This window comes from Metaplanococcus flavidus (genome assembly GCF_042675885.1).
Taxonomy (GTDB): domain Bacteria; phylum Bacillota; class Bacilli; order Bacillales_A; family Planococcaceae; genus Planococcus; species Planococcus flavidus.
Genome location: NZ_JBHTKI010000008.1, coordinates 229,408 through 244,729, shown reverse-complemented (window position 1 = coordinate 244,729; position 15,322 = coordinate 229,408). Strand labels below are relative to the sequence as shown.

General features: G+C 46.8%; 15 protein-coding genes. 14 read left to right on the top strand and 1 reads right to left on the bottom strand.

Annotated elements, in window-relative coordinates:
* Positions 1-27 precede the first annotated feature (27 nt).
* Genes ACFQ1X_RS06180 through ACFQ1X_RS06160 form a run of 5 tightly spaced genes read left to right on the top strand, consistent with a single transcriptional unit; the run spans position 28 to position 4,966 of the window.
* Positions 28-777, top strand: a complete 750-nt coding sequence (locus tag ACFQ1X_RS06180) for a Stp1/IreP family PP2C-type Ser/Thr phosphatase (protein WP_379082023.1) — start codon at positions 28-30, stop codon at positions 775-777.
* 2 nt (positions 778-779) lie between these two features.
* Positions 780-2,759 carry a Stk1 family PASTA domain-containing Ser/Thr kinase gene (gene pknB / locus ACFQ1X_RS06175; protein ID WP_144837424.1) on the top strand — a complete coding sequence of 660 codons (1,980 nt, stop codon included), beginning with the start codon at positions 780-782 and terminating at the stop codon, positions 2,757-2,759.
* Between the two features lie 14 nt (positions 2,760-2,773).
* Positions 2,774-3,670: a ribosome small subunit-dependent GTPase A gene (gene rsgA, locus ACFQ1X_RS06170; protein ID WP_144837421.1), complete on the top strand. Its 897-nt coding sequence runs from the start codon at positions 2,774-2,776 to the stop codon at positions 3,668-3,670.
* On the top strand, positions 3,663-4,328 hold the full coding sequence (gene rpe / locus ACFQ1X_RS06165) for a ribulose-phosphate 3-epimerase (RefSeq protein ID WP_144837418.1): 666 nt from the start codon (positions 3,663-3,665) through the stop codon (positions 4,326-4,328). The genes rsgA and rpe overlap by 8 nt, the downstream gene beginning before the upstream one ends.
* Complete coding sequence (locus ACFQ1X_RS06160) at positions 4,325-4,966, top strand: thiamine diphosphokinase (RefSeq protein ID WP_144837415.1); 642 nt, start codon at positions 4,325-4,327, stop codon at positions 4,964-4,966. Before rpe ends, ACFQ1X_RS06160 begins: the two co-directional genes overlap by 4 nt.
* 410 nt (positions 4,967-5,376) lie before the next feature.
* Here ACFQ1X_RS06160 and rpmB read toward each other — a convergent pair whose 3' ends face one another.
* Positions 5,377-5,565, bottom strand: a complete 189-nt coding sequence (gene rpmB, locus ACFQ1X_RS06155) for a 50S ribosomal protein L28 (protein ID WP_117302738.1) — start codon at positions 5,563-5,565, stop codon at positions 5,377-5,379.
* Between the two features lie 221 nt (positions 5,566-5,786).
* Between rpmB and ACFQ1X_RS06150 the strand changes: the two genes are divergently transcribed.
* The 9 genes from ACFQ1X_RS06150 to fabG all read left to right on the top strand — a co-directional run bounded on the left by ACFQ1X_RS06150 (position 5,787) and on the right by fabG (position 15,310).
* The gene (locus tag ACFQ1X_RS06150) at positions 5,787-6,149 is read left to right on the top strand and encodes an Asp23/Gls24 family envelope stress response protein (RefSeq protein ID WP_144837412.1); all 363 of its coding nucleotides are present in this window, start codon (positions 5,787-5,789) and stop codon (positions 6,147-6,149) included.
* A gap of 18 nt (positions 6,150-6,167) precedes the next feature.
* On the top strand, positions 6,168-7,820 hold the full coding sequence (locus tag ACFQ1X_RS06145; protein WP_144837409.1) for a DAK2 domain-containing protein: 1,653 nt from the start codon (positions 6,168-6,170) through the stop codon (positions 7,818-7,820).
* 539 nt (positions 7,821-8,359) lie between these two features.
* The gene (gene sdaAB / locus ACFQ1X_RS06140) at positions 8,360-9,022 is read left to right on the top strand and encodes an L-serine ammonia-lyase, iron-sulfur-dependent subunit beta (RefSeq protein WP_144837406.1); all 663 of its coding nucleotides are present in this window, start codon (positions 8,360-8,362) and stop codon (positions 9,020-9,022) included.
* A gap of 16 nt (positions 9,023-9,038) precedes the next feature.
* Entirely contained in the window at positions 9,039-9,938 is a 900-nt protein-coding gene (gene sdaAA / locus ACFQ1X_RS06135; RefSeq protein ID WP_144837403.1) for an L-serine ammonia-lyase, iron-sulfur-dependent, subunit alpha, read from the top strand.
* Positions 9,928-11,970: an ATP-dependent DNA helicase RecG gene (recG, locus tag ACFQ1X_RS06130; protein WP_144837400.1), complete on the top strand. Its 2,043-nt coding sequence runs from the start codon at positions 9,928-9,930 to the stop codon at positions 11,968-11,970. Before sdaAA ends, recG begins: the two co-directional genes overlap by 11 nt.
* A gap of 91 nt (positions 11,971-12,061) precedes the next feature.
* Positions 12,062-12,646: a transcription factor FapR gene (fapR, locus tag ACFQ1X_RS06125; protein WP_144837397.1), complete on the top strand. Its 585-nt coding sequence runs from the start codon at positions 12,062-12,064 to the stop codon at positions 12,644-12,646.
* Entirely contained in the window at positions 12,643-13,635 is a 993-nt protein-coding gene (plsX, locus tag ACFQ1X_RS06120) for a phosphate acyltransferase PlsX (RefSeq protein WP_144837394.1), read from the top strand. The genes fapR and plsX overlap by 4 nt, the downstream gene beginning before the upstream one ends.
* Complete coding sequence (fabD, locus tag ACFQ1X_RS06115; protein WP_144837391.1) at positions 13,632-14,567, top strand: ACP S-malonyltransferase; 936 nt, start codon at positions 13,632-13,634, stop codon at positions 14,565-14,567. Before plsX ends, fabD begins: the two co-directional genes overlap by 4 nt.
* Positions 14,564-15,310 (top strand): 3-oxoacyl-[acyl-carrier-protein] reductase, encoded by a 747-nt coding sequence (gene fabG / locus ACFQ1X_RS06110; RefSeq protein WP_144837388.1) that lies wholly within the window; start codon positions 14,564-14,566, stop codon positions 15,308-15,310. Before fabD ends, fabG begins: the two co-directional genes overlap by 4 nt.
* Positions 15,311-15,322: the final 12 nt, after the last annotated feature.

The following is a 15,322-nucleotide window of genomic DNA, read 5'->3' as shown; positions in this document are numbered from 1 at the left end:
AATCGGGATGGGGTGTAGAAGTTGTTGTTGTTTCAGTATGTCATGGAAAGTGATACAGGAAAAAAACGGGAAGTGAATGAGGACCGTGTGGCGGTCCTCAAGAGGCCTGACGGTTTGATGCTGGCGATGGTCGCAGATGGAATGGGCGGCCATAATGCCGGTGACGTAGCGAGTGAAATGACGGTTGATGCAATGAGCAGACATTTCATGACAGCCGATAGAGAAAATTTTGCTACCGTTGAAAGCAAAAAAAGATGGCTGGATGATAAGATCAGAAAGATTAACTCCGAAGTTTTCGATTATGCCGAAAAAAATCCCGAATGCAAAGGTATGGGGACGACGCTGATAGCAGCTCTTATCGAAGAAAATCTTTGCATAGTTTGCCACATTGGTGACAGCAGGGTCTACACATTCAACGGTAAAGCCGAACAGATTACACGGGACCATTCTTACGTAAATATTCTTGTCGACAATGGAGAAATCAGCGAAGAAGAAGCTGAAGACCATCCGAAAAAAAACTGGATTGTCCGGGCACTCGGAACAGAACGTGGAATTGAAGGGGAAATGCTGGAGCTTGAACTCACCGATAATTCTTATGTCCTCATCTGTTCTGACGGTCTCAGCAATAAAATAACCAAAAACGAAATCGCAGAAATTGTAGGTTCCCATGTGCCACTATCCCAAAAAGGGAAAGATCTTGTTGATCTTGCCAATGAAAAGGGAGGAGAAGACAATATCTCGTTTGTGCTTCTTGCCTCTAAAGTTGGGGAGGTATAAGTATGTTAATCGGCAGAAATATCAATGGCCGCTATAAGATCAAGGAATTGATTGGCGGAGGCGGCATGTCGAATGTCTATCTGGCCAATGATATGATTTTGGACCGGGACATTGCCATTAAAATACTGCGTTACGATTTTTCGAATGAAGAAGAGCTCCGAAGAAGGTTCCAACGGGAAGCGCTGTCGACAACCAGCCTGGCCCATCCGAACATCGTCAATATTTTCGATGTTGGTGAAGATGGGGCGATGCCATATCTGGTCATGGAATATGTACCGGGAAAAACGTTGAAAGAATACATAATCGAACATTCACCAATAGCTCCCGAACGGGCTGTGAAGATTATGAAACAATTGGCTTCTGCTTTGGCACATGCTCATCATAACCAGATCGTGCACCGGGATATAAAGCCGCAAAACATTTTGATGGATGCAGAAGGGAATGTGAAGATTTCCGATTTTGGAATTGCGATGGCTTTGAGCGCCACTTCTTATACGCAAACCAATTCTGTGCTCGGAACGGTCCATTATCTATCTCCCGAACAGGCGCGAGGTGGCAATGCCACAAAGAAATCGGACATTTATTCCCTCGGCATCGTTATGTATGAATTATTGACGGGCAGGTTGCCATTTTCAGGCGAATCGGCAGTTTCAATAGCTTTGAAGCATTTACAGACCGAGACGCCATCTTTACGGGAAATCGTTCCGACAATTCCGCAAAGTCTGGAAAATGTCGTATTAAAAGCTACTGCTAAAGATGCTCAACACCGCTACCAGTCGGCTGACGAAATGGATGAAGATCTTTCAACCGTGCTGTTACCGGAGCGGCTCAATGAACCGAAATTTGCTGCACCGATTGACCAGGATGCCACACGTGCTATGCCGGCCATTAAAGATTCATCACCTTTTGTCAATGCGGAAGAAACCATCACCAATGCTTCTTCGAAAAAACTTAATTCCAAAGCAGGGAAAGGTCAGCAACCACCAAAAAATGAAAAAAAGAGAAAATTACCATGGGTTGTAGGAATTATTTTATTCCTGGTAATTGGGGGCTTATCCGTCGCACTGGCATTTCCGGATCTCTTCGGTCCGCAACAGGCCGCAGTGCCCGATGTATCAGGAATGGAGCGCGATGAAGCGATTGAAGAGCTTGAATCTTTCGGTTTTGAAATTGGAGAAGAGCGTGAACGTTATTCTGAAGAAGTCGAAGCAGGTTACGTCATCCGAACTATTCCTGAAGCTGGAAAAATGCGAAGTGTGGAATCCGAAATTCAACTTTATTTAAGTACAGGCAAGGAATCATTCGAGATGTCCGATTATGTAGGCCGCAATATCGAACAGACGCTTGAACTGTTGGCATCCCGGTTTTTTTCGATAGATCAGACAGAAGAGTTTTCGGATGAACCTGCTGGAGAAATTCTGGAACAGAATCCGGAAGCTGGCAGCCAGATCGTACCCAGCGAAACAGAATTGGAATTTGTTGTGAGCAAAGGAAAAGACATGCGATCGGTAGGAGACCTCGCTGGATATGATGAGGCAGCTCTCAGTAAATACGCGCGTTCTACAGGTTTCCATATTAATATTGTCGATGAGGAAGCATCGAATGAAGCGGCAGTAGGAACAGTGATTTCGCAAACACCTGGAGCCGGCAGTGAACTGGAAGTAGGCAGTGCCATTGATGTAGTGTTGTCTTCCGGTCCACGCGAATTGCCACAGAAAACTTATATCCATACCGTGCAGATTCCATATGCACCTGAAACGCCGGAGGAAGAAGGCGAAGAACCGGTGGAGCAGTTGATCCAAATCTACATTCAGGATGAGACCCGGACAATGGCGGAACCTGTTGAAGAATTCTTCATTACAGAAGACGATGAACGCCGGATTGAATTGCAGATTGCAGAAGGAAACCAGGCAGTTTACCGCATTTTGCGTGATGGCACAGTGATCAATGAAGAAACCATTGAATACAACAATGTTGAATAAAAAGGAGGAAATATATGCCGAAAGGTCAAATAAGAAAAGCGCTCAGCGGGTTTTATTATGTATTGGATGAGGACGGCAAACGGTATATCCAATGCCGCGGCCGAGGTGTATTCCGCAACAGGCAAATCTCGCCGCTGGTCGGGGATTTTGTGGATTACAAAGCGGATAATGACCTGGAAGGAACCATTTTGCACGTTTACGAACGCAAAAATGAACTGGTTCGTCCACCAATTTCGAATATCGACCAGGCACTTCTTGTATTTTCGGCCAAGCAGCCGGATTTTCACCCGCTCTTATTGGACCGTTTCCTGACCGCCATTGAATCCCATGGCATCACACCGGTGATTTGCCTGACCAAGATGGATTTGCTCAATGAAGCAGAAAAAGAAAAAATTATGAAGTATGCAGCTGATTACGAAAAAATCGGCTATGAAGTCATTCCGACGTATATTGATGATCCGAATCTTCAGCAGCGGCTCCTGCCGGTTCTGGAAGAGAAAATCAGTGTGCTCGCCGGGCAGTCGGGGGTAGGAAAGTCAACGATGCTGAATACAATTCTGCCGTCGCTTGAACTGAAAACCGATGATATTTCCAAAGCTTTAAATCGTGGGAAGCATACCACTCGACACGTGGAATTGATCGCGGTAAACAGCGGTCTGCTGGCAGATACACCCGGGTTCAGTTCTTTCGAATTTGACACGATGGAAAAGGAAGAGCTGTCAGGCTGTTTCCCGGAAATGGCAGAACGGTCGAACAGCTGCAAATTCCGGGAATGCCTCCATTTGAATGAACCGAAATGCGCTATCAAAGCAGCGGTGGATTCAGGCGAAATTCCTGAATATCGATATAAACACTATTTGAAATTTTTGGAAGAAATTATGACAAGAAAGCCGAGGTATTCCAATGATTAAAATTGCACCTTCAATTTTAGCCGCAAATTTCTCGAAACTTGGAGAGGAAATTGCGGAAGTCGAAAAAGCAGGGGCTGACTGGATCCATATCGATGTTATGGATGGCCATTTTGTTCCGAATATTTCATTTGGAGCAGTTGTCATGGAAGCGATCCGTCCGTTGACAAAACTGCCGTTTGATGTCCATCTGATGATTGAAAATGCTGATCGCTATGTCGAAGACTTCGCAAAAGCCGGAGCGGATTATATTACTGTTCATGTTGAAGCAAGTCCGCATCTGCACAGAACCATTCAATTGATCCGGTCGTTCGGTGTCAAACCGGGAGTCGTCCTGAATCCGCATACTCCGATAGAATCGATTTTACCGATACTTGAAGACATTGACCTGGTGCTGTTCATGACAGTGAATCCGGGCTTCGGCGGACAGAAATTCATCGAATCCGTATTACCGAAAGTGGAGCAATTGGCCCGAATTATCAAAGACAAAGACTTGGACATCGATATCGAAATCGATGGCGGCATCAATGAAGAAACCATTGTCGCTTGTGCCAAAGCCGGCGCCAATGTATTTGTTGCCGGATCGGCCATTTTTGGAAATGTTGACCGAGCAGCTGCTCTTCAACGCATTAAAAAGGCTGGTCAAGAGGCGATATCATGAAAGTGATCATATTGGCAGGAGGTCCGGCAGCAGATTTGCCGGACTTTTCATTATGGCCTAAAGACGTTTTTATCGGAGTGGACGAAGGGGCCTTCAGCCTTATCGAGAGAGGCATCAAGCCGGCTGCAGCAGTCGGGGATTTCGATTCGGTTACAGTCGAGCAATTCAACAGAATCAAACAAATTTTGCCGGATGTTGAAGCGGCAGCTGCTGAAAAAGATGAGACAGACACCGAAATGGCACTGGAAAAAGCGATGACTTTCAATCCGGATACAGTTATTATTACAGGCGTTACCGGCGGTCGTCTCGATCATTATATGAGCGCTTTGCACGGTATTTACTCCTATCATCTGAGGTACCCCAGGACAGAGTTTTTTCTGATCAATAAACAGAATCGCATCCGTTTTCTGAAAGCAGGAAAGCATAAAATTCAAAGGGACGGCCGATACCGCTTTGTTTCTTTTTATCCATTTGCAGAGGAAATTACAGGTTTCAGCCTGAAAGGTTTCAAATACTTGGTACATGATGAAAAGATCCCTTTCGGCTCGACCCGCTACATCAGCAACGAATTAGATGGCGCAGGTGAGGTCTCTTTTATAGAAGGAAACTGCATCATGATCGAAAGTGCGGATGAGTAGGAGAAGATTAGTGACTGTTGGATGTGTTGAACTAATAAATTTACAGTAGTAGATATTCCGCAAAACAGCTTGCTTGCCTGGGGGCTCGCGCTGAGCTAACTCGGGCATTCGCCCGAGTGGATCTTGCACTTCGTCGGCATTCGCCTGCTCCCCTGGGCGTCTGCGCTGTTTTGCTCCATATCTTAGAGACTTTCTCAACCAAAGTTAATCACCCAGCGCCGGCGCGGCTCAGGACTGGGCGGAGCTATAAGACGAGTGCTCTTCTCGGCTTATAGCGGGAGCCTTGTCCAAAGCGCCGAAGCGATATATAAAAAGTTGATTCTTTAATTCAACAAATAGAGTAATTAAAAATCTCTACGAAAAAATGCCAGGCTGACGAATGTCAGACCTGGCATTATCCATGAGAACGATTAAACGCGCTCAACTTTTCCTGATTTCATTGCTCTTGCAGAAACCCATACGCGTTTCGGTTTGCCGTCAACAAGGATGCGAACTTTTTGAAGGTTTGCTCCCCATGTACGTTTTGTCGAATTCATTGCGTGTGAACGAGCATTTCCGGCGCGAGCTTTACGTCCGCTAATTGCACATACTTTAGCCATGTAAGTACCTCCTCACAAGTGAAGCTGAAAATTATGATAGAATTTCAGTTCGTTTTTCATTTCACATACTTTAATAATTTACCATAGACATTTGCGGTTTGCAACTAATTTTCCATCCCTTTAAAGAAAAAAACCTTTACACCCAAAAACGCCGGCTTTTCTTATAATGAGCTTTGTTGTAGAATGAAAAGAGTGAAATAGGACTCGAGGAGGAATTCTTAATGTCGATTGAAATAAAAAATGACTTTGGTCAAATCGATATCTCCAATGATGTGATTGCTCAAATCGCTGGAGGAGCTGCAATCGAATGTTACGGCATTGTAGGAATGGCGACAAAACATCAGATACGTGATGGACTGACTGATATACTGCGAAAAGAGAATTTTGCCAAAGGTGTGATTGTGCGCCAGGAAGGCAGCGATCTGAACATAGATATGTATGTCATCATCAGTTACGGCACCAAAATTTCTGAAGTGGCCTACCAGGTGCAGTCTAAAGTGAAATATACAATTACAAAAACACTTGGCATGCCCGTTAAGGCTGTAAACATTTATGTTCAGGGAGTTCGAGTCACGAACCCGTAGGAGGAGGAAGAATCGGTTATGAAGTCATTAAACGGTGTTAAATTCGCCGAAATGGTACAGATGGGTTCCCATCATTTGTTCCAGAACGCGGATTATGTAGATGCATTAAACGTTTTTCCGGTGCCTGACGGCGATACTGGAACGAACATGAATTTATCCATGACATCAGGGGCAAAAGAAACAGAAGCAAATGCGGAAGAGCATATCGGCAAGACGGCTTCTGCCTTGTCCAAAGGCCTCCTGATGGGCGCACGCGGAAATTCGGGCGTTATCCTGTCCCAATTATTCCGTGGATTCAGCAAAGCGATTGTCAATGAAAAGGAATTATCAGCAAAGCAATTGGCTGAGGCTTTTCAGCATGGAGTTGAAACGGCCTATAAAGCGGTAATGAAACCTGTAGAAGGCACGATACTTACAGTAGCGAAAGATTCTGCTGCCAAAGGAGTCGAATTGGCAAAAGATGAAAGCGATATTATTGTGGTATTCGAAGGGATTGTTACGGAAGCTAAAGCTTCACTCGAAAGAACCCCTGACCTCTTGCCGGTTTTAAAAGAAGTAGGAGTAGTGGATAGCGGCGGGCAAGGTCTTGTATATGTCTATGAAGGCTTTTTAGCATGTCTGAAAGGCGAGGAATTGCCTGAGAAGCATGTCAATAACTCCATGACGGACCTGGTAAGCGCAGAACATCATAAAACGATTGCCGGTTTTATGGATACGGCGGATATCGAGTTCGGCTATTGCACCGAATTCATGGTGAAGTTCGAAGAGGGCAAAAAGCAATTTGAAGAAGCTTCCTTCCGCACGGATTTAAGCGCTTACGGGGATTCTCTTCTTGTCATCGCGGACGACGAAGTGGCCAAAATCCATATCCATTCCGAAGAACCGGGGAAAGTTCTTACATACGGCCAGGATTATGGCAGCCTGATCAGCATGAAAATAGAAAACATGCGTCAGCAGCATATCGATATTGTCGGCGAAAATTTTAAAAAAGAAGGCAAAAAGCAGGAAGCGACTCATCCATACGCTGTCGTCACAGTGGCAATGGGTGAAGGTGTCGCGGAATTATTGCGCAGCATCGGAGCGTCTTACGTTATTGAGGGCGGCCAGACGATGAACCCTTCAACAGAAGACATTGTCAACGCCATCAAATCCGTTTCTGCCGAGCGCGTCCTGATTTTGCCGAACAATAAAAACATCATTATGGCTGCAGAGCAGGCCGCTGAGATTCTTGAAATCGAAGCTGCTGTGGTGCCGACGAAAGACGTACCACAGGGAATGGCTGCTTTGCTTGCCTTTAATCCATCGGCGAGTGTCGAAGAAAACCGTGAAACGATGACCGGGGCATCCAAACATGTGAAATCGGGTTCTGTGACCTTTGCGGTCCGTGATACTTCAATTGACGGGATTTCCATCAAAAAAGATGACTTTATGGGAATTTCTGAAGGCAAGATTGTCGTGTCAAATAAACAGCTGGAAAATGTAACGGAAGAATTGGTGAAAAAACTCATCGACGAAGATTCTGAAATTGTTACAATTCTTTACGGAGAAGATGTAACGGAAGAAGACGCGAAGAAGCTTGGCGAATACATCGAGTCACTGAATGATGAAGTGGAAGTCGAAATCCACAACGGCAAACAGCCGCTCTATCCTTACATTCTTTCTGTTGAATAAATGAATAGAAAGGTTGAACTAAAGAATTATTTTCCATATCGCTTCGGCGCTTTGGACTAAGCTCCCGCAATAAGCCGAGAAGACCACTCGTCTTATTGCTTCGCCCCGTCCCTGAGCCGCGCCGGCGCTAGGACAGTGGCTTTAATTGAGATAGTATAAGAGATATGGAGGAAAACAGCGAAGACGCCCAGGGGAGCAGAAACGGCGTTGGCTTTCCAACGTCGTTTCGACGAAGTGCGAATCTCTCCAGTGCTCCTGCATCGCTGCGCTGCTTCGTCGCAAAGACTTAGCCTCGCATGCTTCGGCTAATGTCTTCGAAGCTGTTTTGCGGAATATCGGTTATTAAAATATATTTGTTCAACTTATATAGATCTTCAAATCGGCTGAAAAAAGCTTATCCTTTTTTCAGCCGGTTTTTTATTTCGTATTCGTTTCCAGACGCTTGCTCCCTTAGTGCAAAAGCTTTATTATCTTTGTCTAAAGCATTCATATCGTGTAAACTGGAGCTATACGCAAATTGAGAGAAAGGGGTTTGAGCCATGAAGTTCAAATCTGTTTTTGATATAATCGGTCCGGTCATGATTGGGCCATCTTCTTCACATACAGCGGGAGCAGCCCGCATAGGCAGAGTAGCAAGGGATTTATTCGGCCGCCAGCCGGATTGGGCAAAAATCCATCTTTACGGCTCATTCGCTGAAACCTATAAAGGACACAGCACGGATGTCGCTATTGTTGGAGGCCTTCTTGACTACGATACTGATGATGAACGCATAAAAACTTCTTTCGAAGAAGCGGCTCAGGCCGGAATGGAATTTGAATTTATTGCGGAGACGGGCCATACGGATCATCCGAATACGGCGCGCGTTGTTATTGGCGACGCCCAGTCCGAAATGTCGATGGTCGGTATTTCTATCGGCGGCGGCAAAATCGAAATCACCGAATTGAACGGTTTCCCTCTTCGGCTGTCAGGAAATCATCCGGCAATCCTCGTGGTGCACGATGACCGTTCGGGGTGTATTGCAAACGTTTCCAATTGTTTGTATAAATACGATATCAACATTGGTCATATGGAAGTGTCACGCCGCCAAAGAGGTGAAATGGCTTTGATGGTCATCGAAGTGGATCAGACGGTTGATAAAGTGGTAATGGATGAACTGCGGCAGTTGCCGAATATCACACAAGTAACAAGAATCGCTGATTAAACAGGAGGATATAATAATGGATGTTTTATTCCGCAACGTTAAAGAATTGGTCCAACGGGCTGAGGATGAAAATAAATTGATTTCAGAAATTATGATCGAACAGGAGATTATCATCACCCAGCGCACGCGCGAAGAAATCATGGTGCAGATGGAGCGCAATCTGACTGTGATGGAAGAAGCGGTCGAAAAAGGGCTGAAAGGCGTGCATTCGGTTTCCGGCTTGACTGGCGGAGATGCTGTATTGTTGCAGGCTTATATTGAAAAAGGCAATTCACTGTCGGGCAACCTTATGCTTGATGCGGTCAGTAAAGCGGTCGCGACAAATGAAGTGAATGCTGCGATGGGCACAATCTGTGCGACACCGACAGCGGGTTCTGCAGGTGTCGTTCCGGGTACTTTGTTTGCGGTGAAAAATCAATTGAATCCGACGCGGGAACAAATGATCCGTTATTTATTCACGTCAGGTGCGTTCGGTTTTGTCGTAGCAAATAATGCTTCGATTTCCGGTGCTGCCGGCGGATGCCAGGCGGAAGTCGGTTCTGCAGCGGCAATGGCTGCGGCGGCAATCGTTGAAATGGCAGGGGGAACGGCGCAGCAAAGTTCGGAAGCATTTGCTATCACGATGAAGAATATGCTGGGGCTGGTTTGCGATCCGGTTGCCGGATTAGTGGAAGTTCCTTGTGTGAAACGTAACGCAATGGGCGCATCGAACGCAGTTGTGGCAGCGGACATGGCATTAGCGGGAGTAACAAGCCGCATCCCATGTGATGAAGTCATCGGCGCAATGTTCGAAATCGGACAGTCGATGCCGAGTGCGTTGAAGGAAACCGCGAAAGGCGGACTCGCGGCAACTCCGACAGGCAAATGGCTGGAGTCGAAAATTTTCGGCGGAGCCGTGGTCGGCAGTGGCAAGTAAAGATAGTGTCGCCGTCCTCAAGGGCGTTGGCAAACAGGCAGCTGAAACTTTGAAGGAAATGAACATTGAAACGATCGATGATCTGATTATGACATTTCCGTACCGCCATGAAGATTTTCAGCTGAAAGATCTGGTGGACACGCCGCATAATGAACGTGTAACTGTGGAGGGAAGGGTCGAAAGCGAGCCTTCCGTCCTTTTTTTAGGAAAAAATAAATCACGGACGACCGTCCAGGTGATGGTGGGCCGCCATTTGATCAAGGCGGTGTTTTTCAACCAGCATTATGTGAAAACCAAATTGCACATCGGAGAAATCATTACGCTGACAGGCAAATGGGACCGGGGTCGGCAAATTATCACCGTGTCCAATCATTCGATGGGCCCCCGCACAGACGGGGCGGACTTTGAACCAGTCTACAGCCTGAAAGGGTCGATCCACCAGAAAACCTTCCGTAAACTGATGCGCCAGGCACTTGATTTGGCGAAAGGTGATTTGGAAGAATGTATTCCACAGAAGTTTATGGTGGAGTATAAATTGGCGCCATTGGCTGAAGCGCTGGAATGGGTTCATTTTCCACCGGACGGTGAATCACTGAAACAGGCGCGCCGCCGCTTTGTTTATGAGGAACTGTTGATGTTCCAATTAAAAATGCAGGCGCTGCGCAAAAAGAACCGGGAAGAAGAAGGCGGATCGTTCATTGATTATGATGTAGAGAAGGTCCGCAATTTCGTTCAATCCCTGCCCTACGAATTGACTGGCGCACAAAAACGCGTGGTCAATGAAATATCCAAAGATATGAAAGAACCGTTCCGCATGAACCGGTTGCTGCAGGGAGATGTAGGATCCGGCAAGACTGTGGTCGCTGCGATATCCCTCTATGCAACTGTAACGGCCGGTTTACAAGGAGCGCTGATGGCGCCAACTGAAATTCTGGCTGAGCAGCATGCCAATACACTGGCAGAATGGTTCGGGGAGTTTCCGATTAACATAGCTTTATTGACCGGTTCAGTAAAAGGGAAAAGACGCCAGTTAATACTCGAACAATTGGCAAAAGGTGAAATCGACGTACTTATCGGCACCCATGCGCTCATTCAACCCGACGTCCAGTTCAAGAAACTCGGGCTCGTCATTACGGATGAGCAGCATCGTTTCGGAGTCGACCAACGGCGTGTATTGAAAGACAAAGGCTATAATCCCGATGTTTTGTTTATGACTGCGACACCGATTCCCCGTACACTGGCAATTTCCGCATTTGGAGAAATGGATGTATCGGTTATCGACGAAATGCCGGTCGGCCGCAAGGACATCCAGACTTTCTGGATGAAGAAAGACATGTTCGGAAAAATTGTTGGACGGATGGAAAAGGAACTCGCCGCAGGCCGGCAAGCTTACGTCATATGTCCATTGATCGAAGAGTCGGACAAATTGGACTTTCAGAATGCGGTTGAACTTTTCAGCCAGTTATCAAGTTACTTCCACGGTAAATATACTGTCGGGCTCATGCATGGACGTCTCCATTCTGACGAAAAGGAAGAAACGATGCGTTCCTTCACGGAAGGGGAAATTGCCGTTCTGGTATCGACGACTGTCGTAGAAGTCGGAGTCAATGTGCCGAACGCATCCTTTATGCTGATTTATGATGCCGAACGATTCGGGTTGTCTCAACTTCATCAGTTGAGAGGCCGTGTCGGGCGTGGCAGTGAGCAGTCCTATTGTGTACTGTTGGCGGATCCCAAAACGGAAATCGGTAAAGAACGAATGACTTCGATGACTGAAACGAACGATGGTTTCGTGTTGGCGGAGAAGGATCTGAAATTAAGGGGACCAGGAGATTTCTTTGGCCGTAAACAAAGCGGTATTCCAGAATTTAAAATGGCAGATCTGATCCACGATTACAGGGCACTTGAAACAGCGCGCAAAGACGCGGAAAGTTTGATCAACAGTGATGAATTCTGGACCGACAGTGAAACCGAATGCCTGCGGAGATTGCTGGAGGAATCCGGCGCATTGTCGATGGCACGGCTGGATTGAGGATGTGGGGGATGAGATTCGCCCTTGCATTCTTTTTTTTATTTCCATATACTGATATTAGTACCAAGTGCTAATAGCGGGCGGTGACAATGTGAAACGTACAAAAAGAGAGCGGCAAACAGCGTTAAAGAAATCGATAGTTGAAAATCCGTTCGTGACAGACGAAGAGCTGTCGGCTGAATTTGATGTCAGTGTACAGACAATCAGGCTCGACCGAATGGAACTGGCGATTCCGGAACTGCGTGAGCGAATAAAACACGTGGCTGTAAAAACTTTTGAAGATGAAGTGAAGTCACTTCCGATTGATGAAGTGATCGGTGAAATCATCGATATCGAATTGGATGAAAAAGCGATATCTATTTTTGATGTCAAACCGGAACATGTTTTTCAGCGCAATCAGATAGCCCGTGGGCATCACTTGTTTGCTCAGGCGAATTCACTGGCTGTGGCGGTTATGAATGAAGAGCTGGCATTGACTGTGAAATCGGAATTGCAATTCCTGCGTCCCGTCAAGGCGGGACAGCGGATTGTGGCAAAAGCTGTAGTGAGCGAAAGGCAACCAGAAAAGAACAGGGCATTTGTAAAAGTCGTTTCAACGGTTGACCAGGTAACAGTTTTTATCGGCACATTTGAGATGTATCGAATGACGGAGCAAAGTGAAGGTGAAGTTATATGAAGATAGCAGTAGATGCAATGGGCGGTGACAACGCTCCAAAAGAAATAATTGAAGGTGTATTTAAAGCGCTGGAAGAATTCAAAGATCTGGAAATCCAACTTTTCGGCCATCAGGAAAAAATGCAGTCATATTTGAAGGATCATGAGCGATTGACAATTTTCCATTGTGAAGAAAAGATCGAAGCCGAGGATGACCCAGTGCGGTCGGTCAGAAGGAAGAAGGACGCTTCGATGGTGCGGATGGCGCAGGCGGTTAAAGATGGAACAGCTGACGCTTGCGTTTCTGCCGGCAATACGGGCGGCCTGATGTCAGCAGGGCTGTTTATAGTCGGACGTATCGATGGAATAGACCGTCCGGCGCTGGCGCCGACATTGCCGACTATTGACGGTAAAGGCTTTGTGATGCTGGATATGGGAGCGAACGCCGAAGCGCGTCCGGAGCATCTTGTCCAATATGCCATCATGGGCAGCATCTATGCCGAAAAAGTCCGCGGCATTCAAAATCCGACTGTCGGTTTATTGAATATTGGCACGGAAGAGAAAAAGGGCAATGACCTGACAAAAGCGGCATTCCCGTTATTGAAGGAAGCCCCGATCAATTTTATCGGCAATGTGGAGTCCCGTGATTTATTGAACGGAGCAGCAGACGTTGTGGTGACGGATGGGTTTACAGGAAATATGGTATTAAAGACGATTGAAGGCACCGCGATGAATGTTTTCGCGATGATCAAAGATGTTTTTACTTCTTCAATGAAGAACAAACTGGCAGCTGCAGTCGTAAAAGAGGATATGCGCGGTTTGAAAGGGATGCTGGATTACAGTGAGTATGGTGGAGCGGGCTTGTTCGGCCTGAAAGCACCCGTCATCAAAGCGCACGGTTCATCCAACAGCAATGCTTTTTTCAATGCAATCCGCCAGACCCGTACGATGATTGAATTTGATGTTACCGGCACGATCTACAACACGGTGAAAAAGGAGCAGGCAGAATGACGAAAATAGCATTTATCTATCCAGGACAAGGTTCCCAGACAATCGGAATGGGCGAAAGCTTTTTAAGCGACGAACGAAGCCGCGGTTTTTTTGATATAGCTGATAACGAACTCGGCCTCGAGTTATCCACATTGATGCTCGAAGGGCCAGCGGAAGAGCTGACCCTTACATATCATGCGCAACCGGCATTATTGACAGTCAGCTCGATGATTACGGAACGTTTGGCGCGGGAAGGCATTGTGCCATCCTACACAGCGGGCCACAGTTTGGGAGAATACAGTGCGTTGGTTGCTTCCGGTGTCATGACGTTTGAAAATGCCGTGAAAATCGTACATCAGCGCGGACTTTTCATGAATGACGCTGTACCTGCCGGTGAAGGAACAATGGCTGCGATTCTTGGAATGGAAAGCAAAGATCTTGAAGAAATTACAGATCGTGTGACGGATTCAACCGGTGTGGTGCAATTGGCGAACTTGAACAGTCCGGGCCAAATCGTTATATCCGGAAATAAAGCGGCAGTCGAGGAAGCTTGCAAATTGGCAAGAGAACACGGGGCTAAACGTGCAATTCCACTCGATGTCAGTGGCCCGTTCCATTCCGAATTGATGCGTCCGGCTTCACAGGATCTATCGGAAGTTTTAAGCAAAGCATTTCTATTGGATGCCCACGTTCCTGTAGTAGCCAATGTGAACGCGGAAGCGGAAACGAATGCTGCGCAGATTCAGGATCTTCTGGTCCGCCAATTACACTCTCCGGTTTTATGGGAACAATCGGTACGCAAAATGATCGAACTGGGAGTCACGGTATTCGTTGAAATCGGTCCTGGCAAAGTATTGAGCGGCTTAGTGAAAAAAATTGACCGTTCGGTGACTGTATTGCCTGTAAACGATTTGGAGTCCTGCGAAAAAGCGATAGAGGAGCTGAAAAAATGAGCGACCTTACAGGAAAGACTGCAATTGTCACGGGTGCTTCGAGAGGCATCGGAGCTGAAATCGCCAGACGCTTTGCGGAAGCGGGAGCGAAGGTAGTCGTCAATTACAGCGGCAGCCAGCAGAAAGCGGAAGCTGTGGTGGAGGCGATCAAAGAGAATGGCGGCGAAGCAATCGCAGTAAAAGCGAACGTTTCGGATGCAGAAGCTGTTAAAGCGATGGTCGAAGAAGCGATGTCCACTTTCGGCTCTGTTGATATTCTGGTCAATAACGCTGGAATCACCCGCGACAATCTGATGATGAGGATGAAAGATGACGAATGGGATGATGTCATCAACACCAATCTGAAAGGTGTGTTTGTCTGCACGAAGGCGGTTACGCGCCAGATGATGAAACAGCGTTCCGGCCGGATCGTCAATATCGCTTCAATCGTGGGCGTAATGGGCAACGCGGGCCAGGCGAATTATGTCGCTTCAAAAGCGGGTGTCATCGGTTTGACGAAGACGACAGCACGTGAACTGGCGAGCAGGGGCATAACTGCGAATGCAGTCGCGCCAGGTTTTATTACCACTGATATGACAGATGGGTTGAATGAAGAAATTCAACAGTCGATGATGGCACAAATTCCGCTTGGCCGTTTTGGCAAGCCGGAAGAAGTGGCGAAAGCCGCATTGTTCCTGGCATCGGATGAAGCGTCTTATGTGACTGGCCAGACGCTGCATCTTGACGGCGGGATGGTCATGTAATTCGGTTTTCTG